General features: G+C 63.1%; 21 protein-coding genes. 12 read left to right on the top strand and 9 right to left on the bottom strand.

The features are described 5' to 3' along the window. Positions 1 to 21: 21 nt before the first annotated feature. On the bottom strand, positions 22 to 792 hold the full coding sequence (locus RAS12_RS15845; protein ID WP_306936965.1) for an IclR family transcriptional regulator: 771 nt from the start codon (positions 790 to 792) through the stop codon (positions 22 to 24). A 291-nt stretch (positions 793 to 1,083) separates the two neighbouring features. Between RAS12_RS15845 and RAS12_RS15850 the strand changes: the two genes are divergently transcribed. The 8 genes from RAS12_RS15850 (at position 1,084) to RAS12_RS15885 (ending at position 11,032) form a co-directional block, all read left to right on the top strand. Then, complete coding sequence (locus RAS12_RS15850; RefSeq protein WP_306936968.1) at positions 1,084 to 2,106, top strand: Bug family tripartite tricarboxylate transporter substrate binding protein; 1,023 nt, start codon at positions 1,084 to 1,086, stop codon at positions 2,104 to 2,106. Continuing rightward, entirely contained in the window at positions 2,106 to 3,008 is a 903-nt protein-coding gene (locus RAS12_RS15855; RefSeq protein WP_306936970.1) for a polysaccharide deacetylase family protein, read from the top strand. Before RAS12_RS15850 ends, RAS12_RS15855 begins: the two co-directional genes overlap by 1 nt. Continuing rightward, positions 3,005 to 3,769: a polysaccharide deacetylase family protein gene (locus RAS12_RS15860; RefSeq protein ID WP_306936972.1), complete on the top strand. Its 765-nt coding sequence runs from the start codon at positions 3,005 to 3,007 to the stop codon at positions 3,767 to 3,769. Before RAS12_RS15855 ends, RAS12_RS15860 begins: the two co-directional genes overlap by 4 nt. A gap of 156 nt (positions 3,770 to 3,925) precedes the next feature. Then, positions 3,926 to 5,062: a C45 family autoproteolytic acyltransferase/hydrolase gene (locus RAS12_RS15865; protein WP_306936974.1), complete on the top strand. Its 1,137-nt coding sequence runs from the start codon at positions 3,926 to 3,928 to the stop codon at positions 5,060 to 5,062. 35 nt (positions 5,063 to 5,097) lie between these two features. Then, positions 5,098 to 6,669, top strand: a complete 1,572-nt coding sequence (locus RAS12_RS15870; protein WP_306936977.1) for an ABC transporter substrate-binding protein — start codon at positions 5,098 to 5,100, stop codon at positions 6,667 to 6,669. 73 nt (positions 6,670 to 6,742) lie between these two features. After that, the gene (locus RAS12_RS15875; protein WP_306936978.1) at positions 6,743 to 7,249 is read left to right on the top strand and encodes an RNA polymerase sigma factor; all 507 of its coding nucleotides are present in this window, start codon (positions 6,743 to 6,745) and stop codon (positions 7,247 to 7,249) included. 48 nt (positions 7,250 to 7,297) lie between these two features. Next, complete coding sequence (locus RAS12_RS15880) at positions 7,298 to 8,275, top strand: FecR family protein (protein ID WP_306936980.1); 978 nt, start codon at positions 7,298 to 7,300, stop codon at positions 8,273 to 8,275. 240 nt (positions 8,276 to 8,515) lie between these two features. Further along, positions 8,516 to 11,032, top strand: coding sequence for a TonB-dependent siderophore receptor (locus tag RAS12_RS15885; RefSeq protein ID WP_306936982.1), 2,517 nt, complete (start codon positions 8,516 to 8,518; stop codon positions 11,030 to 11,032). Between the two features lie 63 nt (positions 11,033 to 11,095). On the opposite strand, the gene RAS12_RS15890 is transcribed toward RAS12_RS15885, so the two are convergent. The 6 genes from RAS12_RS15890 to RAS12_RS15915 all read right to left on the bottom strand — a co-directional run bounded on the left by RAS12_RS15890 (position 11,096) and on the right by RAS12_RS15915 (position 17,893). Next, positions 11,096 to 12,649: an ABC transporter substrate-binding protein gene (locus tag RAS12_RS15890; RefSeq protein ID WP_306936983.1), complete on the bottom strand. Its 1,554-nt coding sequence runs from the start codon at positions 12,647 to 12,649 to the stop codon at positions 11,096 to 11,098. A gap of 184 nt (positions 12,650 to 12,833) precedes the next feature. Then, positions 12,834 to 13,454, bottom strand: coding sequence for a GntR family transcriptional regulator (locus RAS12_RS15895; protein ID WP_306936985.1), 621 nt, complete (start codon positions 13,452 to 13,454; stop codon positions 12,834 to 12,836). Positions 13,455 to 13,547: 93 nt separating this feature from the next. Next, positions 13,548 to 15,203 carry an ABC transporter ATP-binding protein gene (locus RAS12_RS15900; protein WP_306936987.1) on the bottom strand — a complete coding sequence of 552 codons (1,656 nt, stop codon included), beginning with the start codon at positions 15,201 to 15,203 and terminating at the stop codon, positions 13,548 to 13,550. After that, entirely contained in the window at positions 15,200 to 16,021 is an 822-nt protein-coding gene (locus RAS12_RS15905; RefSeq protein WP_306936989.1) for an ABC transporter permease, read from the bottom strand. The genes RAS12_RS15900 and RAS12_RS15905 overlap by 4 nt, the downstream gene beginning before the upstream one ends. After that, on the bottom strand, positions 16,018 to 16,962 hold the full coding sequence (locus RAS12_RS15910) for an ABC transporter permease (protein WP_306936990.1): 945 nt from the start codon (positions 16,960 to 16,962) through the stop codon (positions 16,018 to 16,020). The genes RAS12_RS15905 and RAS12_RS15910 overlap by 4 nt, the downstream gene beginning before the upstream one ends. A gap of 67 nt (positions 16,963 to 17,029) precedes the next feature. Further along, the gene (locus RAS12_RS15915) at positions 17,030 to 17,893 is read right to left on the bottom strand and encodes an alpha/beta hydrolase family protein (RefSeq protein WP_306936992.1); all 864 of its coding nucleotides are present in this window, start codon (positions 17,891 to 17,893) and stop codon (positions 17,030 to 17,032) included. Between the two features lie 250 nt (positions 17,894 to 18,143). Between RAS12_RS15915 and RAS12_RS15920 the strand changes: the two genes are divergently transcribed. The 3 genes from RAS12_RS15920 to RAS12_RS15930 all read left to right on the top strand — a co-directional run bounded on the left by RAS12_RS15920 (position 18,144) and on the right by RAS12_RS15930 (position 22,238). Beyond that, complete coding sequence (locus RAS12_RS15920) at positions 18,144 to 18,641, top strand: sigma-70 family RNA polymerase sigma factor (protein WP_306936994.1); 498 nt, start codon at positions 18,144 to 18,146, stop codon at positions 18,639 to 18,641. After that, positions 18,620 to 19,636, top strand: a complete 1,017-nt coding sequence (locus RAS12_RS15925) for a FecR domain-containing protein (RefSeq protein ID WP_306936995.1) — start codon at positions 18,620 to 18,622, stop codon at positions 19,634 to 19,636. Before RAS12_RS15920 ends, RAS12_RS15925 begins: the two co-directional genes overlap by 22 nt. Before the next feature lie 121 nt (positions 19,637 to 19,757). Continuing rightward, complete coding sequence (locus RAS12_RS15930; protein ID WP_306936998.1) at positions 19,758 to 22,238, top strand: TonB-dependent siderophore receptor; 2,481 nt, start codon at positions 19,758 to 19,760, stop codon at positions 22,236 to 22,238. 12 nt (positions 22,239 to 22,250) lie between these two features. Here RAS12_RS15930 and RAS12_RS15935 read toward each other — a convergent pair whose 3' ends face one another. Continuing rightward, on the bottom strand, positions 22,251 to 23,168 hold the full coding sequence (locus RAS12_RS15935) for a DUF808 domain-containing protein (protein WP_306937001.1): 918 nt from the start codon (positions 23,166 to 23,168) through the stop codon (positions 22,251 to 22,253). Positions 23,169 to 23,338: 170 nt separating this feature from the next. On the opposite strand from RAS12_RS15935, the gene RAS12_RS15940 reads away from it, so the two are divergent. After that, positions 23,339 to 23,647 (top strand): DUF1272 domain-containing protein, encoded by a 309-nt coding sequence (locus RAS12_RS15940; protein WP_306937003.1) that lies wholly within the window; start codon positions 23,339 to 23,341, stop codon positions 23,645 to 23,647. Between the two features lie 45 nt (positions 23,648 to 23,692). Here the strand turns inward: RAS12_RS15940 and ytfE are convergent, their stop codons facing one another. Further along, entirely contained in the window at positions 23,693 to 24,373 is a 681-nt protein-coding gene (gene ytfE / locus RAS12_RS15945; RefSeq protein ID WP_306937004.1) for an iron-sulfur cluster repair protein YtfE, read from the bottom strand. Positions 24,374 to 24,409 lie beyond the last annotated feature (36 nt).

Consider the following 24,409-nt stretch of genomic DNA (forward strand, 5'->3'; position numbering starts at 1 on the left):
TTCTACAACAAGCCCCCGCGTTTACGGCGCCGGGGCTTGTTCTTTGATGCGCGTCGCCAGCGCCAGCGATTCAATGCGTCGGGCGGCAGATTGCAGCAATGCCGTGGTCTTGTCCTGCGCGATGGTGTTCAGCCGGGTCGCCAGAAAGGTGACTGTCAAGGCGCCGAAAATGCGGCGGTCTTCCTGAAACACCGGTACGGCGATGCCCGCGCGCTCGGAAGATATCTCGCCCACACCCAGATAAAAACCCTGCACGCGGATAGCGTCCAGACTCGCCGTGAACGCTGCCAAGGTGTCGCCCAGACCGGAAGCGTGGACCTCTTCTACATGGTCGTCGTACAGACGGCGCTGGTCCTTGCGAGGCAGGAACGCAATGATGGTCTTGGCGGTGGCGCCGCGAAACAAGGGATGCGCGCGGCCACGGCCGTGCGGGATGCCCAGCGCATCAGGTCCACGTTCGTGATGGATGTTCAAGATGCGCAGACCATGAATGACGCTGAGCAGAACATCCCCGCCCACCTGATCAACGACCTCGCGCATGATCGGACGCGCCACGCCCAACACGGGATCGCCATCGATGATCAGGTGATCCAGCTCGATGATGCGCGGACCCAGTTTGTAGCCACCGCCCGTCATGCGCAGCAGATAACCCAGATCCGACAAATCGCGAATATAGCGATAGCCCGTGGGCGCGGAATACGCCAAGCGGGAAATGATGTCTTCGGCCGTGAGCACCGGGGTGTCTAGGCTGAAGAGGTCAAGAATCGCCAGGGCTCGCTTCAGGGTGGACATGGGTCTGGGGAAATAGGAACAACGCGGGACCGGCGCAGCGTATCACAGCGTCGGCGGCGCTCAGGCGGGTTGATGCAAGGTAGCTATCGCCTATGCCTGAACCCAAAGATCACGGCTATTAACTTTCCAGTTTTTATCATTTATAGATAAATACTAATTGGTAAACATAAATATTTATCGAATAATGATATTTATGCGACACCAATGAACGCCGATGGCGTTGCCGGGCGCATCGGCTGCCATGGCAGCGGCCGCTACCGCTGCCAGCCGGATAAAACCAAGGGGAAAGCAATGAAGCAGTCTTTGAACGGCGCCTCGCCGCAAGGCGGCATGAACCGCCGCCAATTCCTGACGGCCACCGCCGCCGCGACAGCCGCCGCGGCCCTGGCCAGGCCGGGACACGCATGGGCAGCGGGTTATCCGTCTGAACATCCTATCCAGTTCATCGTGCCTTTCCCGGCTGGCGGCGGCACCGATCTGGTGGCCCGCCCGCTGGCCCAGGGCATAGGGGAAGCGCTCAAGCAAAGCGTTGTCGTCATCAACAAAGGCGGCGCGGCCGGCATCATCGGCACGCAACAAGCGGCGCGCTCGGCGCCTGACGGCTACACCGTTGCGCTGGGTTCCACGGGCACCCACACCGTGAACCAGAGCCTGTACGAGAACATCGCCTACGACCCGGTCAAAGACTTCGAACCGGTGTCGATGGTCTGCTACTACAACAATGTGCTGGTGGTGCATCCGTCGTTTCCGGCGCGCACGCTGCAAGAGCTGGTGACCATCATCAAGGCCAATCCCGGCAAATACTTCTACGGCATTACGCAGAACGGCAGTTCCGCGCATCTGGCCATGGAATTGCTCAAGGCAACGGCGGGTCTGGACCTGCCCGGCGTGCCATACAAAGGCGCGGCAGCCGCCGTCAATGACTTCCTGGGCGGGCAGTTTCCCATCCTGATGGACGTGGTGATCAACCAGCAGCAATTCATCCAGAGCGGTAAGTCACGCCCGCTGGCGGTCACTTCGGCGCAGCGCGCCCAGGCGCTGCCCGAAGTGCCCACAGTGGCTGAGTCCGGTTTCCCCGGCTACCAGGCCATCGGCTGGAACGGCGTGTTCGTACCCGCAGGCACGCCGGCAAACATCATCAACACCCTGAACGGCGCCGTGCAAAGCGCGCTTAAACAACCCGCGCTGGCGCAATTGACGCAGAACGGGTTGGAACTGCATGGCGGCACCCCTGAAGAACTGCGCCGCTTTGTCGTGTCCGAAAGCGAGAAGTGGCGCGCGCTGATCAAAAACGCGAACATCAAGGCCACCTGATGCAAAGCATTCCTTATGGCGCGCCCGCAGGCGTAGCTATCAACCCCTGGTTGCCCCTGGACCGCGAACTACGCGCGCAAGGTTTGCGGCAAGCGAACGCGGCGCCCGTACGCGCCGTGGTCTGCGTCACCGTGCATGTGGACGGACCCGCCGTGGAAGTCGGCCGCAAACAATTCCCCGCAGGTCTCTATACGGCCGGGCGGTACGCCATCCGGCGCGGCGTGCCCCGGCATCTGGAGATTCTGGCGCGTCACGGCATGCCCGCCACGTTCTTCGCCTGCGGCTACGACGTGGAGCACTACCCGGCCGTCTTTCACGACATCCTGAAGGCGGGTCATGAAATCGCCGCACACGGGTATCTGCACGAAGCCTGGGACCTGGGCGACGAGGAGCCGGCCCTGCTTGAGAAAACCCACCGCATCATCGAGCAGGAATTGGGCGTGACGCCCGTGGGCTGGTGCTCGCCGTCGGGCCGCAAGAGCCATCGCACGCTGCCCACACTGCGCGCGCTGGGATATTGCTATGACGCCAGCGAAAAAGACCAGGACCGCCCCTACCTGCCGGACGACACGGGCGCCACAAGCGATGCGGCTACCTTCATCATGCTGCCCAACAACACCGTATCGCTGGACGACTACCCCTTTTATTTCAGCGGCCACAGCCTGGCGGCCGAGGCCTACGACAACTGGGTGCAGGAATTTGAAGCGCTGCGCCAGGCCGAAGGGTATGTGCATCTGACCGTGCATCCCAAAGCGGCGGGCGGCTCCGGCACCCCGGCACGCGCCGCCGCCCTGGACCGGTTTTTGGGCTATCTGGCCGCGCAGCCTGATGTGCACGTCATGACGCTGGAAGCGCTGGCCCGCCACTGCCTTGCCCACCCCGACAACTGGAGACGCGCATGACCGCCGTCAAGACCGTGCTGGTCACTTTGAATGTGCATGGCATCGGCCCCGAAGCCGCAACCCAGTCCGAAACCGCGCTGCACGGACGCGATGCGCATGGCCGCTACACCTATGGCGGCGGCTTGGCGCGCGTCTTGGACATGCTGCGCAGGCAGGAAATCCGCGCAACGCTGTTCTGGCCCGTCTTCGAGGCCGAGCGCTGCCGCGGCTTGCTGGAACAAAGCCTGCGCGACGGCCATGAAGCCGCTTCCCAAGGCAACGCATTTGAAGACTTGAGCGCGCTGGGCGACCGCGAAGGCGAACTGCTGGAACGCGCCCGCGACCGCCTGGCGCAATTGACGGGTTCTGTCCCGCAAGGGTTTCGCTACACCAGCAGCGCTTTCTCGCCGCGCACGGTGCCCTTGCTGCATCAGCTGGGTTACCGCTACGACAGCAGCGCGATTGATGATGACGCCCCGTACGCGCTGGATGCTGACGGCGGCCCCGGCATGGTGGAGCTGCCCTGGAGCGAAGGTTTGTGCGACGCCACGCATTTCAGCCGCCGGGTCACGCAAGACCGTGCCTACGCGCATTGGGTCGAACAAGGCGACGCGCTGCTTGCGGCCGAGGGTTATGCCTGCCTGACCCTGCATCCGCGTGCGGACAACGGCGTGGGCCGCGCCGCACGGCTGCAAAAAGTTGAACAACTGCTGGCACGTTTTCGCGACGCGGGCGCTGTCTTTGCATCCTGCAAGGAACGGGCAGCGGCCCCTCCGTCCTGAATCGGGCCGGGCGCCAAGCGTCAGGTTTCACCACGGAACTTGACTCGACCTTGCCTTGGGTAAACCCTGAGCAATATTGGCGCCAAAATAAGCTAACATTTTTGCAAATCGGTTTCCCATTTCTGACCTCACGGCGCTTGGCGCCGCTATCCGTCCATGACTCAAACCACTCAATTCCCCTTCGTATCGGTTTCCGGCACGCCCGAAGCCCGTGGCCGTTCATATGGCCAGCAAGCCGCCGACCGCGTGCGCAAAAGTGCCGCGATGTACGGCCAGACTCTGGTTGAGCTGGGTTACGACGCCATGGCGCGCACCGAGCTCATCGCGCACTTTGCGCGTGAAATCGAGAACTTCGCGCCGCACTACCTGGAAGAAATGCGCGGCATCGCCGCCGGCGCCGATGTGCCGTTCGAAGACATCGTCATGATCAATGCCCGCACCGAGGTCGTAGCCAAGGCGCGCGCAGAAAAGAAAAAAGCGGCGGAGCTGGAACCGGGCGACGGATGTACCGGCGCACTGATCCTGCCGACGCGCTCGGCCAATGGCAACCTGATTCACGGCCAGAACTGGGACTGGCGCGCCGAATGCGCCGAGACCGCCATCGTGCTGCGCGTGCGCAACGACAACGGCCCTGACATCCTGACTTTTGTCGAAGCTGGCGGCCTGGCCCGCAGCGGCCTGAACAGCGCCGGCGTGTCCATCACCGCCAACTACCTGGAATCCGATCGCGACTTCCGCCAGTTGGGCGTGCCGCTGTCGCTGATCCGCCGCAAAGTGCTGGAGCAGCAACATTTCGCACTGGCTATCAAGGCTGTCGCCACCACCCCGAAGTCGTGCTCGAACAACATCATGATCGGCATGGCCGCAGGCTTTGGCCTCGACTATGAATGCACTACCGATGAAGCCTTCCCGATCTACCCGGGCGCCGATGATCTGATCGTGCACGCCAACCACTGGGTCAGCGAAGTGGCCTTGGGCAAGCTGCGCGACACCGGCCGCGCCAGCACCCCGGAAAGCGCCTACCGCGACTGGCGCGTGCGCCGCTTGCTGAACGAGAAAACACAACTGACTCGCGAAGACCTGAAGCGCGCCCTGTTCGACGACTTTGGCTCGCCCTATTCCGTCTGCCGCCCGCCGCGCCCAGGCAGCCATGACAACCTGTCCGCCACGGTTGCCATGGTCGTCATGGAACCGGCCGCCGGCCTGATGGAAGTCGCCCCCCTGCCTGCCTTGAACCGTACGTTCACGCGCTACAGCCTGACCGCCGAACCCGAACTGCTGGCCGCCGCCTGATTGGCAACGCGCCTGCGCAACCCTAGGAAATATCAATGAAGAACCATTGTGTGAGCGCCGCGGTTGCGCTGGCCGTTGCCGGCATGGCTGGCATTGCCAGCACGGCAGGCGCGCAGACCGCGCCGCCTCTGCGCATTTCGCTGACGGCAGACATCCGTTCCACCGAGCCGGGCGTGAACCGCGACAGCAACAGCGACGCAGTCGTGCTGCATATCGTTGAAGGCCTGGTCGCCTACGGTGAAGACGCCGAAGTCCGGCCGCTGCTGGCCAAATCCGTCGACATCAGCGCCGACGGCAAAACCTACACCTTTACGCTGCGCGACGGCGTCAAGTTTCACAACGGCAAGCCCCTGACATCCGCGGACGTGCTGTGGACCTGGCAACACTACACCGCTGCTAACTCGGGCTGGCGCTGCGCCAGTGAATTCGATGGCCGCGGCGCCGTCAAAGTCACCGGCGTGGAAGCCCCCAACGCGCAAACAGTGGTCTATCACATCGAAAAACCCAGCAGCCTGTTCCTGGCCACGCTGGCCCGCGCCGACTGCGGCGGCACCGGCATTCTGTCCAAGGATTCGGTGCGCGCGGATGGCACTTGGGACAAGCCGATCGGCACAGGCCCGTTTGAACTGGCTGAATGGAAACGCGGTGAATACATACGCCTGACCAAGTTTGCCAGCTACTCGAATCTGGACGGCAAGCGCGACGGCTACACCGGCTCCAAGCGCCCGCTCGTCGACGAAGTGCGTTTCATGATCGTGCCCGACGACTCCACCGCCAAGGCGGCGTTACAGCGCGGCAATATCGACATCATTGAAGACGTCTCCAACAACGACGTGCCGGTGCTGCAAGGCACGCCAAACATCAAGGTCGCCTACGCGCCCGTGATGAGCATGACCGCGCTGCTGATGCAGACCAAGGACCCGGTGCTGTCCAACCCCAAGATGCGTCAGGCCCTGGCCCACGCCATCGATTACAAACAGTTGGCCGCTGCGGTCACGGAAGGCCTGGCGCAACCCAATAACTCCATCGTGCCACTGGTGTCGCCCTATCATGACGCCACGCAAAAGCAGGGTTGGAGTTTCGACCCGGCCGAAGCGCAGAAACTATTGAAGGAAGCGGGCTACAAGAACCAGGAGCTGGTGATTCTGACCACCAAGCGCTACCCGCAGTCGTACAACTCCGCCGTGATCATCCAGGCGATGCTGCAATCCGTGGGCATCAATGCGCAGTTGTCGGTGGTGGAGTGGGCCACGCAGCTGGATCGCTACAACGCCGGGACCTACCAGATGATGACCTTCCCGTATTCGGCGCGCCTGGATGCGGCGCTGAACTACGAGATGGTGACGGGCGACAAGACCAAGCAACCGCGCAAGATCTGGGACAACCCGGAAGCGCAGAAGCTGATCGAAGCCGCATCGGTGGACACGGACCACGCGAAACGGCAGGCGTCATTTGATCAGTTGCACAAGTTGTTCCTGGCGGATGTGCCTAGCATTCCTTTGTATAACGGGCTGGACATCGGGGCGTTCCGCGCAGACGTCAAAGGTTATCAGCCTTGGGCCGTGAAGAAGCCCCGGGCTTGGGAAGTGGAGCGAGTGGCTCCATGACCACAGCCATTGCCGTACTGAGAACGATTTGCAATAATGCACACCCTCTCATCGTCCGGCAACTACTCTTTCCGTGTCTGTCCACCGCCCGCCCCCGCAAGGATGGCTCGCCCACTATGCCGATTTGATCGGCTCGTGGGCCAGGCGTAAACACGACACGGACGAGGGGCAAGACGCCGCTCAGAACGCCGCGCTCAGTCTGTTGCAGGCTCAAGACGCTCCGCTGCTCCGCGACCCCGCGGCGTACTTGCGGCGCAGCGTCCGCAACGGCATGACCGCACGCCATCGCGACAAGCTCGCGGCTCAGAGCATCGCCTGGCAAGAACTGCCCGAACACGAACACCCCACTACCGCCGACGTCGAATCCCACACCCGCGCAGCGCAGCTTTCTGATGCCCTGCAACTAGCGCTGGAAGAACTCCCCCTGCCTTGCCAGCAGGTCTTTGCGTGGCACCGGCTGGAAGGCCGCACCATGGCCGACATCGCCCAGCGCATGGATCTGTCTGTCAGCATGGTAGAAAAGCACATGGCCCGCTGCATGCATCATCTGCATGCCCGCTTGAAGCATCATGCGCCCTGAGCCGCTGTATAGTCTGCGGCTTCGCAAGACGGCAAACCGCTAATTCTCATGACGGAATCCTCTCAACCCGATCCCAGCGAAACAGCCGCGCAAGCCGCTGCCGGCTGGTTCGCGCGCATGCGCTCGGGCGAGGCAAGCGCGCAGGTTCACGCGGAGTTTCAGCAGTGGCGCAATGCCGACCCGGCGCACGCCCAGGCCTACGCCGAAATGGAAACCGTGTGGAACGCCACGACGCAGTTCGATGCGCAGCGTCTGCGGCAGACACTGCGCCCCCAACGCGCGCCAGCCATGGCGCGCAGGCGGCTGGCATTCGGTCTGGCCTTGAGTGCCGCCGCAATCGCGGGCGTGACCTGGAATTTCTGGCCAGCCGAGCCGATTCTGCAAGAACAGACGATTGCCACCCGCGCTGGCGAAAGGCGTCAGATCCAACTGTCCGACGGCTCCATTCTTGACGTCAACACCGCCACCCGTGCACGCGTGCGGCTGTATGCGAGCCGCCGCGAGGTCGAACTGAATGCGGGCGAAATCATGTTCTCGGTCACCCCGGATTCACAGCGCCCCTTCCTGGTCGACGCAGGCAACACGCAAGTCCGCGTGACAGGCACCCGCTTTGACGTGCGCCGCGATGGCGAGACCGCAGCAGTTGCCGTCGACTCCGGTTCCGTGACGGTCACAGCCGGCGGATGGTGGCAGCGGCGCGAAGCGCATCTGACCGCGGGCCAAGGCGTACGCACACTGCCGGGATCGGGGCTCGCAGCCGTCGAACCCGTTGATGCGCAAGCGGTCACGGCCTGGCGCCAAGGCAAGATCGTCTTCGCCAACGCGACGCTGGCAGACGTGGCCGCTGAAATGAACCGCTACCTGACCCAACCCATCCTGCTTTCCGATGCCCGGCTGGCGCGCTTGCGCATAGCGGGTGTCTTCAGCGTTGATGACCCCAGCGCGTTTCTGACCTCCCTGCCCGCCATGGCGCCCGTTGAGGTCTTGCGCGGCGCGGACGGCGCAATTCTTATCCGGCCGCGCTGACTCAAGGGTCTTGCGGCCAGCGCCTATGCCGCTTCAGGCACGGGTGGGTCATGGCCTGGCCACCCCACTGCTCACATTTAGTTTCAAATTAGCAATCATTTTCATTACGGACTTTGGCGCGCTTTCCACTCTGGACAGTAGTGAGCGCGCGTCGAGATTTCCGCCGCGCCCTCAAAACACCTTTGGCCAAAGGGGAACCGGCGCACGGCGCCTGCACGTCTCGACATGGAAAGAAGGATCGTGAGCATCATCACCGCGCGCACGCGCAAAGCTGGACAGCCCCACCCCGCCCATTGGCGCGCTTGGATCGGCGCCCTTAGCCTGGCCGCCAGTCTTGGCTCGCTGCCTGGCCCTGCCGCGGCGCAGAATCCAGCGGCCGCCATCAGAATCAACATTCCGGCGCAGACCTTGAACCAGGCGCTGTTGCAGCTTGGCCAGCAGGCTCCCGTACAGATTTATTTCGTACCCGACCTGGTCGCAGGGATGAACGCCCGCCAAGTCAGCGGTGTCATGACGCCCGAGCAGGCGCTGGATCAGTTGCTCCAGGGAACCGGCATTCAATACACGCGCAATGGCGACAGCATCACGCTGCTATCCGGCCCTGGCGCAGTGCAACTCGCCCCCGTTACCGTGACTGGCGCCTACGACGCCACGTCCGAAAATACGAACTCCTATGCCGCGCAGGCCGTGACCTTGGGCAAGACCGCGGAATCGCTGCGGGAGACCCCGCAGTCGGTCACGGTGATCACGTCGCGCCAGATCGAAGACCGTGGCATGACCACGCTGGCAGACGCCATGACTGCGGCTACCGGCATCACGGTAGTGCCGGATGAATACGTGACCGGCGGCAAATACTTTTCGCGAGGATTCCAGATCACGGACATACGCGTGGATGGCGGCGCCGTTGCCGCGCTGGGCAAGAATGACTTCATCGCGGACCCGGATCTGGTCAAGTACGACCGTATCGAAGTTCTGCGCGGCGCGGATGGCCTGTATTCCGGGGCCGGCGAACCGGGCGGCACGATCAACCTGGTTCGCAAGCGTCCACTGGACCGCTTCCAGGCCAAAGGCAGTGTCTCGGCCGGCAGTTGGGACAACTACCGGGCGGTTGCCGATCTGAGCTCGCCATTGGTGGAAAACGGCAAGTTGCGCGGCCGCATTGTGGCCGCCGCCGACACCAAACACTACTTCTACGACACCGCCAAATCCGCGGGCCAAACCTTCTATGGCGTACTGGAAGCGGATGTCGCCCCCCGCACCACCGTCATGCTGGGCGCAAGCTACGACAAGCGCCGCGAAACGCCTTGGTACTACGGCCTGCCCCGCTACAACAACGGTGACGACATCGGCTTTACGCGCAGCACCAGCCTGGCGGCGGACTGGAGCGCCAAGCACCACGAAGCCTGGGACGTATTCGGCGATTTGAAGCACACGTTTTCCAACGGCTGGAAGTTCTCGGTTTCAGCCACTCACTCGCAGCAGCGCTACAACGACAAGTACGGCTATCTGAGCGGCGCGGTGGACCCGGCGACCGGCGACGGCATGGCGTACAGCGGCTCGTACTTCCGGTCCGCTGGCTACCAGAACCAGCTGGACACCAATGTGGCCGGCAGCTTCGATTTGTTTGGCCGTTCGCACGATTTCATCATCGGCGCCGACTACAGCAAGCACAAAGCGAATGCCAAACGCGCTGACCTGACGGGCGGCGGCGCCGTCAACCTGGCCGATCTGTCCAACGCGTCTTGGGCGGAACCCGAAACACCGCGGTTTGGCGCAGGCACCCCGTATATCGACTTCCCGTATTACGGCGAAGAGCGCTCGGGCGCCTATGCCCGCTTGCGCCTGTCTCTGGCGGACCCGCTGCATGTCATTGGCGGCCTGCGCTACAGCAACTACAAACAGTTCCTGGAACGCTCCGGCATGGCCGACGACGGCACGGCGAATTGGACTGAGCGCTACAACTTCAAGGACAACGACGTGATCACGCCCTTCGGCGCGATTACCTATGACCTGAACGACACCTGGACCACCTACCTGAGCTACGCTGAAATCTACAAGCCGCAAGCGGGATATCTGTCTGGCCCGCAACCCGGCAAGCCTCTGGACCCCATCACGGGGCGCACCTATGAATGGGGCGTCAAGGGTTCGCATATGGGCGGCAAGCTCAACACGTCGGCCGCGCTCTATTACACGGAACGCAACGGCGAAGCCGCGCCAGACGGCCGTTATCCCAGCGACTCCAACCCCGATGACGGCAGCGCATGCTGCTACATCGCGCAGGGCAAGGTGGTCAGCCGCGGCATAGACCTGGAAGCCAGCGGCGAACTCGCGGCAGGCTGGCAGGTGTACGCAGGCTATACCTTCAATCACAACAAGGATCGCCAGGGCAACCAGCGTTATGCGAAGAACACGCCGGCGCATCTGTTCAAACTGTGGTCGACCTACCGGCTGCCCGGCCAGTTCAACAAGTGGATGGTGGGCGGCGGCGTCACCATGCAGAGCAAGAGCTCGGTCAGCGGCCAGGAATGGGTGCAATCCGGAGGCGATTGGAATCAGGTGGGCTACACCACCAATCAGGGCGGCTACACCTTGGCCAACGCGCTGGTGCAGTACGACATCAACAAGTCGATGAGCGCCACCTTGAACATCAACAATCTGTTCGACAAGCGCTATTACTCGGGCCTGGGTTCCAACAGCAAGAACAACTACTACGGAACGCCGCGCAACGTCATGCTGACAATGCGCGCCACGTTCTAAGCGCAAACCGGACCCGCCGGCGATAACGCCCGTGGGTCCGGCTGCACAAGGTAGCGCCGCGCTTTAATTCGCGATTTTGGTTTCCCACGCCCGCGGCTTGCCTTCCCATACCGAGAAGCCCTGCACACGCTTGTTGCTGGCCCACGCGTCCGCGCCGTTGTACAGCATCAGCATCGGCGTTTGCTCCAGCATCAGCGCATGCAGTTGGTCGAACAGCGCCTGGCGCTTGACCGGATCGGATTCCAGGAAACTTTCGTCGATCAGTTTCTGCGCAACAGGATCATCCCAGACCTTGCGCGGCTGCTTTTCCTTGTCGCCAGCGAATTGTTCAAAGCTCAACGACGGGTCCAGACGCGACGAGAACGAGAACGAGCTGATCTGGTATTTGCCTGTGTTGTAGCGATCCAGCTGCGTCGCCCATTCCAGCACTTCGATCTTGGCGTTGATGCCCACCGACTGCATCATGGCCTGCGCAATGACCGCGACCTGATAGCTGGGCACGTGCGCCCGCTTGTTCGCGTAGATCACGACGGGTTCGCCTTTGTAGCCGGCTTCTTTCAGCAGTTGCTGCGCGCGCGCCGGGTCGTACTTGTAGCTGCGTTTTTCGGCGTCTTTGTAATAGGCCGATTGGGCGTACACCGCCGAATTATTCAGCTGGCCCAAGCCCTCGGATGCCGCGGCCACCACTTGCGGGATATCCAGCGATGCCGCGATGGCCTGGCGGATCTTTACGTTCTTCAGCACCGGATCATTGGTCTGGAACAGCAGCACGTGCTTGACGGCGTCATGCGGGCTGAACACCGACAGGGTTTTCACGCTTTTGAGTTCACCGACATCCGTGTTGGTGATCTGGCTGGCGTCGATGGCGCCCGACATCAGGCCGGCTTTCGACGTGGACGGATCGGGCACCACCAGAAACTTCACCTCTTCCACCAACGGGCGCTTGGACCCTACGTAGCCGTCGGCCTTGTCGCCTTCGGGCGAGACGTAGTCTTTAAACGCCGACATCAGGGTGTATTCGCCGCGCTTCCATTCCTTGAACATATAGGGGCCGGTGCCCACAGGCTTGATCCACGAACCATCCGCCGCAACCGAATCCTTGGCAATGATGGCGGTCATGCCGCAATCGGTACGCGCCAGCGAATCCAGGAACACCGCCGACTTGCGATCCACCTTCATCACTACCGTTTTCGCGTCTGGCGCGGATACGTCCGTCACCTTCAGGCCATTGCGGCCATCGAAATCACTGCGGCAGCGCCAGTCCGTCTTCGCGTCCATGTACCGCTGCCAGTTCCAGATCACATCGGCAGAGGTGAGCGTGGCGCCGTTGTGAAACTTGACGCCCTCGCGCAGTGTGAAGGTGTAGGTCAGGCCATCCGCCGATGTATCCACCGATTTAGCCAACAACGGGCCGACGGTGCCATCTTCACGGTAGCCGACCAGCCCTTCAACCATGTTCAGCACGACGCCGTCGGTGGTGTTGTCGCGGTTGACGCCAGGATTGGTGGAGCGGATGTCAGCCGGCTGCGCAATGGTCAGTACCGCGGCGTGGGCCGGACCAACGGCGGCAAGCGCCAGGGAGAGCGCAAGCGCTCTGGGAACGAAATGGTGGTGCATGCAAAAACTCCCCGGCGTGCGGCGCAGATTTCACGCATTTAAATTGGCGCCAAAATAATGCGCTAATTATGGCGACTATGGCACGGACCGCCATCGGGGGTATCCCTGAAGCGGACGCCCAAATGCAACGCGGCGGCTCTTGTGCAAGAACCGCCGCGAGGGCAATGCGCAAACCGGCCGGACGTCAGGAAATATCTTGCCCTACATGTTGGGCAATGATTTTTTGCAGGCGCTTCACGTCGCGCGCTTCCAGGGCCTCGACCATATCAAAGTGCTCACGCGCCGAAATCTCGATGCGCGATCGTGTGACCCATTCCTTGGCTGGCGCCGCCGGGCCGCGGGCTCGGGTTTCCTGGATCAATGCGGTCAATTCACGATTGCGGCACATGTCGTACATGCCTGCGTGAAAGGCCAGGTTCACCTCGTACTGTTCCAGCAAGGTGCCGTCTTGCAGGAGCTTGTCGAAGCGCTCGGCCAGAGTGCGCAACGCGCGGACCTTGGCGGCCGTGACATTAGGCATCAAATCCGCTGCCGCGCCTGTTTCCAACAGGATGCGGATGTCCCGGATCTGCAGATGCTGATCGGGGTCCATGGCGTACACGTGATAACCCCGGTTGGGGATGTGCGCAATCAGCCGCTTGGCGGCCAATTGGTCAAGCGCCCGCCGGACGTCCAGACGCTTGGCGTCATAACGCTCTTGCAGGTCGATCTGTTTCAACCAGGCGCCGGGACCATACATACCCGCCTGAATATCATGGGCAATACGGTCAACCAGGCCGGGCTGAGTCGCCGCCGCTTTGGGCATGGGCCACTCCCCGTCAATCAAAACCAAAGCGCGTATTTTAGGCATAACTTGTTGCCCGGATAGCGCGGGGGTCCCCTTGGGAACCCCATGAGCTTATGCGCGCGCCCGCAAGGGCTCCTGTCCGTCCAGCCGCCAGCGCAAGCGCACGCCGCCCGTTTCGGTCGATTCCAGGGCCGGAATCGCCTGCAACAGGCTACGCGTGTAGTCCTCTTGCGGCTGGTCAAACACCGCATCCCGAGATCCTTGTTCAACAATGCCGCCGTCGCGCATGACCACCACCCGGTCGGCCACCTGCTCCACCACGCCCAGGTCGTGGCTGATAAACAGGCAGGAAAACCCGTGGCGTTCCTGCAAGTCGGCAAACAGATCAAGCACTTGCGCCCGCACGGTCACATCCAGCGCGGACACCGGTTCGTCCGCAATCACAAACGAAGGCCGGCGCACGATGGCCCGGGCAATCGCCACCCGTTGACGCTGGCCGCCCGACATCTCGTGCGGATAGCGCTTGGCGTATTCGGAGCCCAGGCCCACTTCGGCCAGCACCTCGTCAACGCGGCGCCGCTTGTCGGCCGCAGGCATGTCGCCCAGCATGCGCAGACCTTCGCCTACCAGCTCGCCGATGGTCATACGCGGGTCCAGTGACGAATATGGGTCCTGAAACACCATCTGGCAATTCAGCCGGTAGTCACGCCAGGCGGCCGAGCGGCGGTTCACGGGCTGATTGCGGAACAGGATCTGCCCGGACGTGGGCGCCAGCAAGCCCGCGATGGCCCGGCCCAATGTCGTCTTGCCCGACCCCGAACCGCCCACCACGGCAACCACTTCACGCGGTTTGACGTGCAGATCGATGCCATTCAAGGCGCGCTTGGCGCCCGTCTTGGAAAACAGACGCTGATGGCCGGCGTAGTCGACCACCAGATTCTTGACCTCGACAATCGGAGCCTCGTTCGTCAGCTTGCGGGCCGGCAGCCGGCGCGGCATGGCGTCCAACAGCTTGCGCGTGTAGGGATGCTGGGGCCGCTCCAGAATGCCGGCGGTGGTACCCGTTTCCAGTACCTTGCCATGCTGCATCACGACCATACGCTCGGTGTAACGCGCCACCATGGGCAGGTCGTGGCTGATCATCAACACGGCCGTGTGATGTTCACGCGTCAAATCCACCATCAATTCCAGCACGTCGCGCTGCACCACGGCGTCCAGCGCCGTGGTGGGTTCGTCTGCAATCAGCAGCGCGGGTTCCAGCAGCATGACGGAGGCCAGCATCATGCGCTGGCGCATGCCGCCAGAAAACTCATGCGGCCAGGCTTCCATGGCCGCCTTGGGATCACGGATGCCCACCCGGCGCAGCATTTCCAGGATGCGTTCACGGCGCTGGGCGGTGGACAGATCCCGGCGATGCAGCTTCAGGCCTTCGTCCAGCTGGCGTCCGATGGGCATGGACGGGTTCAGGGACGTCATCGGTTCCTGGAACACCATGCCGATGCGCGCGCCGCGCAGCTTGCGCAGCACGGGCGGGGCGGCCCGGGTCACGTCCACGCCTTCAAACAGGATGGCGCCGCCCGCCACCACCAGCGGCGGCGGAGTCAGGCCCATGATGGCGCGCGCGGCCTGAGTCTTGCCGCTGCCGGACTCTCCTACGATGCCGACCATCTCGCCCGGCGCTACCTCGAAAGACACACCGCTCACGATCTCGCGGCCGCCAGCGCCCACCGTCAGGGACAGGTTTGATACGGATACCAGTGCGCTCATTGCACGCCCCTCATGCGGGGATCGAAACGGTCTCGCACCGCATCGCCCAGCAGGTTGATTCCCAGCAGCGCGAGCGCAATGGCCAGGCCGGGAAGAATGGAAAGATAGGACGCCTGCGCCATGAACGGGCGCGCCGCGGCCAGCATATTGCCCCAGGTCGGCGCCGGCGGCGGCACGCCAAGGCCAAGGAAGGACAGCGCGCTTTCCGCCAGGATCACCCAGCCGAACATAGAGGTGGCCAGCACGGTCAGGGGCGCCACGCAGTTGGGCAGCACGTGCCGGAACATCGTGTAGAGCTCTGAATTGCCCAGCACTCGGGACGATTCGATGAACTCCTTCTCGCGCAGCGACAACACCGTACCGCGCACAATGCGCGTCACCGATGGCGTATAGGCCAGGCCCAGCGCCAGGATGATGCCGTACTTGTTCGCGCCCACCACGGCCAGCAGGCCAAGCGCCAGCAGCAAGCCGGGAAAGGCCAGCAGCGCGTTGTTGAAGGCCATGATGATGCGGTCGGTCCAACCCCGCACAAACCCCGTCAGCGTGCCGATGGCCGTGCCGACGACGATGGCAAACGTCACCGTCAGCAGGCTGATCCACACGCTGCTGGATGCGCCGGCCAGAAGGCGCGACAGCTCGTCGCGGCCAAACTCGTCGGTGCCCAGCAGGAAGGCTCCGCCTGGCGGTTTGAGGCGCGAGACAAAGTTGATCTTGAGCGGATCATGCGGCGTCCAGACCGCGCCCATGATGGCCGCGATCAGCACCACGGCGACAAGAATGCCGCCAAGAAGCGCGTTGGCTGGAATTCGCTTTTTCATTCGGCGGTCACTCTCGGGTCGAAGATGGGATAACACAGATCGATCAGCAGATTCACGATCACATAGACCACGCCCACAAACAGCAGGCAGCCCTGAATCACCGGGTAGTCGCGGGCAAAGATCGAGTCCACCAGCAGACGGCCCAGGCCGGGAATGGTGAACACCGTTTCCACCACGGCAATGCCGCCAAGCAGGTTGCCCAGCACCAGACCGATCAGCGTCCATGTCGGGCCGAAGGCATTGCGGAAGGCGTGGCGCATCAGCACGGCCGATTCCGACAGGCCTTTGGCGCGCGCGTGAGTGATGTAGTCCAGCCGCAGCACTTCCAGCGTGCTGGCGCGCGCCATGCGCATCAGCACCCCGATCTCATGCAGGAACAGCGTCAGGATAGGCATGGCCAGATACAGCAGGCCGGCCTTCCAGTCTTCGCCGATGGACACATATCCCACTACGGGCAGCCATTGCAGCTTCAAGCCAAAGAAGATCAGCAGCAGCAGGCCCAGCCAGAAGGTCGGGATCGACACCAGCAGCGTCGCCGTGCCCACCAGGAACAGATCGGGCGCCTTGTTCTGTTTCCACGCCGCGATCATGCCGGCAGGCACCGCCACCAGCGCGGCGAACAACACCGCTACGAGCACGACGCGGCCGCTGATCAGGAAGCGGTCCCACACCAGTGGCAGCACGGGCTGGCCGGTGTTGATGGACGAGCCCAGATCGCCATGCAGCATGTTGCCGAACCAGATGCCGAACTGAGCAGCCCACGTCTGGTCCAGGCCCAGCCGCGCGCGCAGATCCGCCAGGGCGGCCGGCGTCGCCAGATCGCCCAGCAGCAACTGGGCGGGGTCGCCCGGAATGAGCCGGATCATCACAAACACCGCCACAGCCACAATCAGCAGCGTGGGGATGGCCATGACAATACGGGATAGCGCGAAACGCAGCATGGCCCTCTCCTATTGCGCGGCGCGCACGCAGATGCGTGCGAGCGGTGCGCCCTTCTCGGTTTCAGTGTTATGCATTGCGCAGGCGGACCAACGCGTCGGCCAGGAAGTCCTGCACCTGGCCCACGCACTTCAGACCGTCGTGCGGCACGTTATCCACCACGTCCAGCACCACGTTCACACCAGCCGCTTCGAACGAACGGCGCAGCGATTCCAGACGCTCCGGGCGATTCCGCCCTGCCTCATTGGCGCCCGGCATGAAGAACTTGCCCCCTTCGCGGTGGGTGATTTCCCAAGTTTCCAAATCGGCCTTGCCCACGATCATGTGGACGGCGACCTGCTTCAAGGCATCCACGTCAACGCCCTTGCCGAAGCGGGTTTCTGCATCGCGCACGCCCACCCACCAGTCCTGGCTGGGGTCCAGCAGCGTCACCGAACCCGGGGCGCCGATCGACACGGCCCACAGGCTTTCCGGGTGCAGCAGCGCAAAGCGGTTCACGAACTGGCCGCCGCCGGAATAACCGAACAGGCCGAACTTCTTGAAGTCGCGGCCGAACTTTTCACCGACTTCCGCCACCATATCCAGCAGGATTTGGTCATAGCGGATGTCGCCTTCACGCAATTGCTTGAAGCCGTCGCGGTTGCCATCGCCCAAGGGGCTGACGGGAAATAGCGGGCACAGCACGATGCAATCGTTCCACCGCGCAAACTCGGCGAAGGCATCGCGGTATTCCACGAACGCGCGGCCGGTGCCGTGCATGATCACAACCAGTTCCATCGGATGCTTGGCCGTGTCGATGTGCGGGGGCACATACATGCAATAGGAAAAACGCGGGTCCGTGCGCGCCGCAAAGATGGTGCTGTGGCCCAGGTCGTAGATAGCCCGGGCGCGGGCGGCGTCGGGAGAAATGGCGAGTGCTGCGTTGGACTGCATGATTACCTCGTTTCCATGGCCGCATCGGCGGGCGCATGGTCTATGCCGGTGGTCGAAACAATAATTACCTAAATTGGCGCCAATTTTAGGCGCATGCGTTTCCAGTGAACAAGGCAGGGGATTCCCTAGGCGGACCCGCACGGCCGTTGTTCTGACGCCACCTTCGCGCCAGCATTGCTCATATACAATTGGGAATCATTATCAATATAGATGCGTGCGGGCAGGCCCCGGCGTGTAAGGGGTCCCCGCCATGGATGTCGTCCAGACACTCTATGCAGGCCATCATGGATGGCTGCGAAACTGGCTGAACAAACGCTTGGGCAATACGGCCGATGCCGCCGACCTGGCCCAGGACACGTTCACGCGCATTCTTGAAGCTCGCCGCAGGTCTGGCGCGCTGGAACTCAAGCTGCTGGAACCCCGCGCCTATCTGACCACCGTGGCCAAGCACGTCTTGTGCAACTTCCACCGCCGCCAATCACTGGAGCGCGCCTGGCAGGAAGCCCTGGCGCTGATGCCCGAAGCCACCACGCCATCTCCCGAACAACGGCTGCTGATCCTGGAAACCCTGAATCAGATCGACGCCATGCTGGACGGGTTGCCCGCGAAGGCGCGCACAGCCTTCCTGATGGCTCAACTGGATGGACTGACCTATCGGCAAATTGCGGAAGCCATGGGCATTACAGACCGCACCGTGCGACGCTATATGGCGCAGGCGTTTGAACAATGCCTGTTGTTGGCAGCGTGATGGCTCGCGCTCAGGAAGCCCCGCTGGACCGCTCCACGCTGCGCGAGGCGGCGCAATGGCTGATGCGGCTGCATGCGGCGGCCGAACCTGCGCCCGAAGCCTTTCGGCAGTGGGAACAGTGGCGAGCCCTGCACCCGGACAACGAACGCGCCTGGCAGCGTGCGCAGCAGTTCAACACGCAATTTGGCACAGAGCTTGGCGCCTTGCCGCCCGGTCTTGCACACTCCACCCTGAACCGCAAAATGCCCCGGCGCAAGGCGCTGGCCGCCATCGGCGGCTTGGCCGTGGGCCTGCCAGCCGCCTGGACCGCGTGGCGGATGGCGCCCATCGCTGCCTGGGCCGCCGAATACCGCACAGCGACGGGCGGCCGCCGCGACATCCGCCTGGCCGACGGCAGCACCGTGCAAATGAACACGTCCAGCGCGCTGGATGTGGCCTTTGACGCCACCGTGCGCCGTATCATCCTGCGGTCTGGCGAAATCCTGGTTCGCACGGCTGGCGATACCGCCCATCCGGCCGTGGCGCGCCCCTTCCTGGTGTCCACCGACGCAGGCGTCATCCGCACGCTGGACGCGCGCTTTACCGTGCGGCAAACAGACGGCGATTGCCGCGTGTCCGTCCTGGACGGCTCGGTTGACGTCACGCCGGCTGGCAACCCAGGCCAGCGCTTGCGCGTCGGGGCGGGCCTGTGCGTGCGCTTTACCCGCGCTAGCGCCGGTCCCGTGCAGCCTGTGCTTGGCGGTACAGGCGAATGGGCTCGCGGCGTACTGGTGGCCGACAACATGCGCTTGGCGGATTTCCTGGACGAATTGGCCCGTTATCGTCCCGGCATCGTGCGTTGCGACCCAGCAGTGGCGGATCTGCGCCTGTCCGGCGGCTTCCAGTTGCAGGACACTGACCGGGTGCTGTCCCTGCTGCCCGCCACCCTGCCCGTGCAGGTTGTGACCCGCACCCGATATTGGGTCATGGTCCAGCCGCGCACCGGCACGGTCTGAGCACTGGCCTTAACGCGCTCTGCGCCGTTACAAATAAGTGCGTTGCCGCATGTCCGCTTTTCTCCGTTCGCGTGTCAACAACCCCAGCAACACCACAACACGCATCCCAACGGAGAATCCCATGGCGCATCGCCGTCCTGGCCGCAAGCCAGCCCTGCCCCGCACGTCCCCCCTGTTGCACGTTCAGCGTCTGCCCCGCGCCATTCACGGCGCCTTGCTGGCTTTGGCTCTGACTGGCGCCGCGGGCGCTGTCCAGGCGCAAGCCGCACCCGCGGCGCAAGGCGTGCGCAGCTATGCAATACCGGCGGGTCCGCTGGGCCCGGCCTTGTCGCGCTACGCCGGCGAATCTGGGATCAACCTGGCAATCGACCCGGCGCTGGTGGCAGGCCGATCCACGCAAGGCCTGTCCGGCGACTTCGGCGCGCGCGCGGGTCTGGAACGCCTGCTGCAGGGCTCTGGCCTGGCGGGTCAGCCTGCGGGCGCAGATGGGTATGTGCTGCGCCCGGCCAACGCCCCCGACGCCACCACGCTGTCTGAAGTGAAGGTCAGCGGCGACGCGCTGCGCGATGGCAAAACGGAAGACACCCATTCCTATACCGGCTCCACCAGCGCCACCAAACTGAATCTGTCGCTGCGCGAAACGCCGCAATCGGTCAGCGTGATCACGCGCCAGCAAATGGACGACCAAGGCCTGAACACCGTACAGGACGTGCTGGCCCAGACACCGGGTATCTCTGTCGACAAGAGCACCGCCACGCAGGAATACACGCAGGTCTATTCACGCGGATTCACGGTCGACACCTATATGTTCGACGGCATCCCGACGTCGAGCCAGCTGGAAGGCATCACGTTCGACACGGCGATTTATGACCGCGTGGAAGTGGTGCGCGGCGCGACCGGTCTGGTCAGCGGCACGGGCAGCCCGGCCGCTGCGGTCAACCTGGTGCGCAAGCGCCCTACGCGCGATTTTTCGGGTTCCGTGTCAGCCAGCGCGGGCTCGTGGGACCGCTATCGCGCAGAAGCGGACCTGTCCGGATCACTGGTCGACAACGGCCGCATCCGCGGGCGCATCGTGGCGGCGCATCAGGACTATGGCTCGTACATCAGCCGCGTCAAACAGCAAAAAGACCTGTTCTACGGCGTGCTGGAGGCAGACCTGACCGATTCCACGCTGCTGACGGCAGGCATCGCCTACCAGGACGATCGCACTGACAACGCCAGCCGCGGTTTCCCCACGTTCTTCAGCGACGGCAGCGTCACGAACTTTTCACGCCGCATGAATGGCGCAGCGGATTGGAGCTACTACAACCGCAAGCAGACCGCCGTCTTCGGCAGCCTGGAACACACTTTTGCCAATGAGTGGATGGCGAAGGCCGTCGTCAACTACACGCAAAACGACTACGACGCCTTGCAAGGGTATGCGCAGAACGGCTACCCCGACCGTGACACCGGCGCGGGCGCTGGCCTGTGGCTGGCTAACTGGCATGGCAGGCCCAAGCAGACAGCGGTGGACTTGTACGCCACCGGGCCGTTCAAACTGTTTGGCCGCAAGCACGAGCTGGTCTTCGGCGTCAGCGCGTCTCGCTTTGAGGAAGGCGGCGCCACCTATCCCAGCTGGCGGCTGCCGGGGTTTGATGCGTCGATCCCCGACATCTTCAACTGGAACGGCCATTCGCCCAAGCCGCAATATGCCGGCACGCAGACCGGCAACACCAAGACCCGCGAAGAAGAACTGGGCATCTACGCCACTGCCCGCCTGCGGCCCACGGACCGGTTTTCCGTCATCCTGGGCGGCCGCTACACCGACTGGAAACGAGACATCGACAGCCAGTATTTCGACGGCACCAACATCAGCGACCGCTTGCGCGAAAAAGGCAAGGTCACCCCGTTCGCCGGCGTGGTCTACGATCTGAACGACAACTGGTCCGTCTACGCCAGCTACACCAGCATCTTCAAGCCACAGGCGTACCGCGACCGCAACAACGGCTTCCTGCCGCCGCTGGAAGGCGACAACTACGAGCTGGGCGTCAAGGGCGAGTTCTTCAATGGCGCGCTGAACGCTAGCGCGGCAGTCTTTGAACTGAAGCAGGACAATCTGGCCGAAATGGACCCGGACAACATCTGGGTCGCGGGCGGCGGCGGCGGTTCATACGCCTACCGCACCGTGCAGGGCGTAACGTCGCGCGGCTTTGAAATGGAAATTTCCGGTGAGTTGCAGCCTGGCTGGCAGATGATTGCCGGCTACAGCTACCGGCAGTTGAAAGACGGCGACGGGCGCAGCGTTGACACCTGGCAACCCAACAGCCTGTTCCGGCTCTGGACCACCTATCGCCTGCCCGGCGCCTGGCACCCGCTGACGGTGGGCGGCGGCGTCACCTGGCAGAGCAAGATCAAGCAGGCCGACTACGGTCCCAACAACGAGACCTTCAAGCAGGACGCCTACGCGCTGGTCGGATTGATGGCGCGCTACGACATCAACCGCAACCTGTCCGCCACGCTGAACGTCAACAACCTGCTGGACAAGAAGTACTACTCAACGGGTTTTGGCGGCTTCTATGGCGACCCGCGCAACGCCATGCTGACGATGAAATACCGCTTCTAGCAAGCGGCTGCCTCAGCTTTTCTTGAACAGGCGCTTGACCCCGCTGACCACGCCCAGCACCACGGCGCCCGCAACGATGCCGAACAGGGCGTTCAGCAAGGTCGACACCAGCGCCTGGACCACGCCGCCGCCGCCCACAGCGGCAGCGGCGTGTTCAATCGCGGCATACACCGGCGCAATGCCGTGAGTCAGGATGGCGCCGCCCACCATGAACATGGCGGCGGTGCCCACGACCGACAGCGTCTTCATCAGATAGGGTGCAGCCCCGACGATCCGTTTACCCAGCCAAGCCACCGCCTGCGTGCGCTTCTGGCTCAGATACAGACCCAGATCATCCAGCTTGACGATGCCCGCCACCAGGCCATAGACGCCAACCGTCATGGCGATGGCGATGATCGACAACACGCTGACCTGCCGCGTGAAATCAGCGCCTGCCACCGCCCCGAGACTGATGACGATGATTTCCGCCGACAAGATGAAGTCCGTCCGGATCGCGCCTTTGATTTTGTCGCGCTCGAACGCCACCATGTCTATTGAGGGATCTTGCAGGGCTTCGGCGCGCGCGGCGTGATTGCCTGCGTCCGAGTCGCCGTGCGGCAGGAACTTGTGGGCCAGTTTTTCCACGCCTTCGTAGCACAGGAACGCACCGCCCAGCATCAGCAGCGGTGTCACGGCCCATGGCGCGAATGCGCTGATCAGCAAGGCCGCAGGCACGAGGATCAGCTTGTTGATGAACGAGCCTTTCGCCACCGCCCACACCACAGGCAGTTCGCGATTGACGGGCACGCCCGAGACCTGCTGCGCGTTCAGCGCAAGATCGTCGCCCAGCACGCCGGCGGTCTTCTTGGCGGCAACCTTGGTCATGACGGACACGTCATCCAGGATGGTCGCGATATCGTCGAACAATGCGAAGAAGCTGCTTCCGGCCATCAAGAATCCCCTGCGCCAAATAAGGTGATCCGAGTGTACAGGCGGCAGCCCGCGGATTCATGAATCCAGATTGGCCGTTTTCATTCCTTTTGTGTCCGTATCGGGCGTAGCATGACACCCGCTTGGCCGCCTACGCTGGCGATAAATCGCCCCCGCCTTCAGGAGAATTCATGCTTGCGCTACGCCCCACTTGCGAACATTGCGACACCGCCCTTCCTCCGGCTGCGGGCAACGCCCGGATATGCAGCTTTGAGTGCACCTTTTGCGCGGACTGCGTGGATACGCTGCTGGGCAATGTCTGCCCGAATTGCGGCGGCGGCTTCGCTCCGCGCCCTATCCGGCCAGCCAGCGACCGCAAGAGCGGCAACTATCTGGGCAACTACCCTGCCAGCGCCGAACGCAAACATCGGCCCGTGGACCTGACGGCGCATGAGGCGTTTTGCCGGACGCTTGGCGCTATCCCGCCGCAAGAGCGCTAGGCAACAAACCCGGCGGGGCCAGCAGCCCCGCCGGCGTCACACCCCTTAGTTCCGCGGATGAACCGCCGCGGCCGCAGCGTCTTCGAACAGAATATTGTTCTCCAGATGGATGTGCGCCATCAGGTCTTCCTTGAACGTGCGGATGCCCAGATATAGCGCGCGCCACGTATTGCAGGCGGCGCGCGGCAGGGTGAGATCGTTGGTCAGTGCCAGCAGGCGCTCAAGCGCCACGCCGTGGTCGTCGTGCTCCATGCGCATTACCGTGATCGGCATGGCCGCCATGGCGCCGTGCCCCCGCGCCAATATCGGGAACAGCACCTGCTCTTCCTTTTGCATATGGCTTTCCAGCTCCTGCTGCATCGTGCGCAGATGATCGGCCACGCCCGTCGGGCAATCCGGACTGTCCGCGTGCACCTGCTCAACCTTTAACGCCAGCCGGATCAGTTCAGGCAGTTGCTGGCGATGCACCTCGTGATAACGCGCCAGAATGTGGTCGATCAATTCCGCGGGTGATGCCTGGCCCCAATCGATTTCCTGCGGCGCGTGTTGCGCCAGCGCGATCAAACGCGCTTCGATCTGCCCGGCGTCCAGCGAACGCTGTGCCGCCGCTTCGCCCAAGCTCTTCTTGCCGCCACAGCAGAAATCCAGGTCGAACTCATGAAATACCTGGGTCGCGCCAGGAATGCTGCGGGCCAGTTGGCCCAGAGATTGCTGAATCATGCTCATTGCGTCTCTCCATTGATCAGGACGGTTGGTGCAGGA

The organism is Achromobacter seleniivolatilans (assembly GCF_030864005.1).
GTDB classification, from domain to species: Bacteria; Pseudomonadota; Gammaproteobacteria; order Burkholderiales; family Burkholderiaceae_B; genus Achromobacter; species Achromobacter seleniivolatilans.

Coding starts and splice junctions, on each gene's coding strand:
- RAS12_RS15845 (WP_306936965.1), bottom strand. CDS start 792: ATGTCCACCCTGAAGCGAGCCCTGGCGATTCTTGACCTCTTCAGCCTA.
- RAS12_RS15850 (WP_306936968.1), top strand. CDS start 1,084: ATGAAGCAGTCTTTGAACGGCGCCTCGCCGCAAGGCGGCATGAACCGC.
- RAS12_RS15855 (WP_306936970.1), top strand. CDS start 2,106: ATGCAAAGCATTCCTTATGGCGCGCCCGCAGGCGTAGCTATCAACCCC.
- RAS12_RS15860 (WP_306936972.1), top strand. CDS start 3,005: ATGACCGCCGTCAAGACCGTGCTGGTCACTTTGAATGTGCATGGCATC.
- RAS12_RS15865 (WP_306936974.1), top strand. CDS start 3,926: ATGACTCAAACCACTCAATTCCCCTTCGTATCGGTTTCCGGCACGCCC.
- RAS12_RS15870 (WP_306936977.1), top strand. CDS start 5,098: ATGAAGAACCATTGTGTGAGCGCCGCGGTTGCGCTGGCCGTTGCCGGC.
- RAS12_RS15880 (WP_306936980.1), top strand. CDS start 7,298: ATGACGGAATCCTCTCAACCCGATCCCAGCGAAACAGCCGCGCAAGCC.
- RAS12_RS15890 (WP_306936983.1), bottom strand. CDS start 12,649: ATGCACCACCATTTCGTTCCCAGAGCGCTTGCGCTCTCCCTGGCGCTT.
- RAS12_RS15895 (WP_306936985.1), bottom strand. CDS start 13,454: ATGCCCAAAGCGGCGGCGACTCAGCCCGGCCTGGTTGACCGTATTGCC.
- RAS12_RS15900 (WP_306936987.1), bottom strand. CDS start 15,203: ATGAGCGCACTGGTATCCGTATCAAACCTGTCCCTGACGGTGGGCGCT.
- RAS12_RS15905 (WP_306936989.1), bottom strand. CDS start 16,021: ATGAAAAAGCGAATTCCAGCCAACGCGCTTCTTGGCGGCATTCTTGTC.
- RAS12_RS15910 (WP_306936990.1), bottom strand. CDS start 16,962: ATGCTGCGTTTCGCGCTATCCCGTATTGTCATGGCCATCCCCACGCTG.
- RAS12_RS15915 (WP_306936992.1), bottom strand. CDS start 17,893: ATGCAGTCCAACGCAGCACTCGCCATTTCTCCCGACGCCGCCCGCGCC.
- RAS12_RS15920 (WP_306936994.1), top strand. CDS start 18,144: ATGGATGTCGTCCAGACACTCTATGCAGGCCATCATGGATGGCTGCGA.
- RAS12_RS15925 (WP_306936995.1), top strand. CDS start 18,620: ATGCCTGTTGTTGGCAGCGTGATGGCTCGCGCTCAGGAAGCCCCGCTG.
- RAS12_RS15930 (WP_306936998.1), top strand. CDS start 19,758: ATGGCGCATCGCCGTCCTGGCCGCAAGCCAGCCCTGCCCCGCACGTCC.
- RAS12_RS15935 (WP_306937001.1), bottom strand. CDS start 23,168: ATGGCCGGAAGCAGCTTCTTCGCATTGTTCGACGATATCGCGACCATC.
- RAS12_RS15940 (WP_306937003.1), top strand. CDS start 23,339: ATGCTTGCGCTACGCCCCACTTGCGAACATTGCGACACCGCCCTTCCT.
- ytfE (WP_306937004.1), bottom strand. CDS start 24,373: ATGAGCATGATTCAGCAATCTCTGGGCCAACTGGCCCGCAGCATTCCT.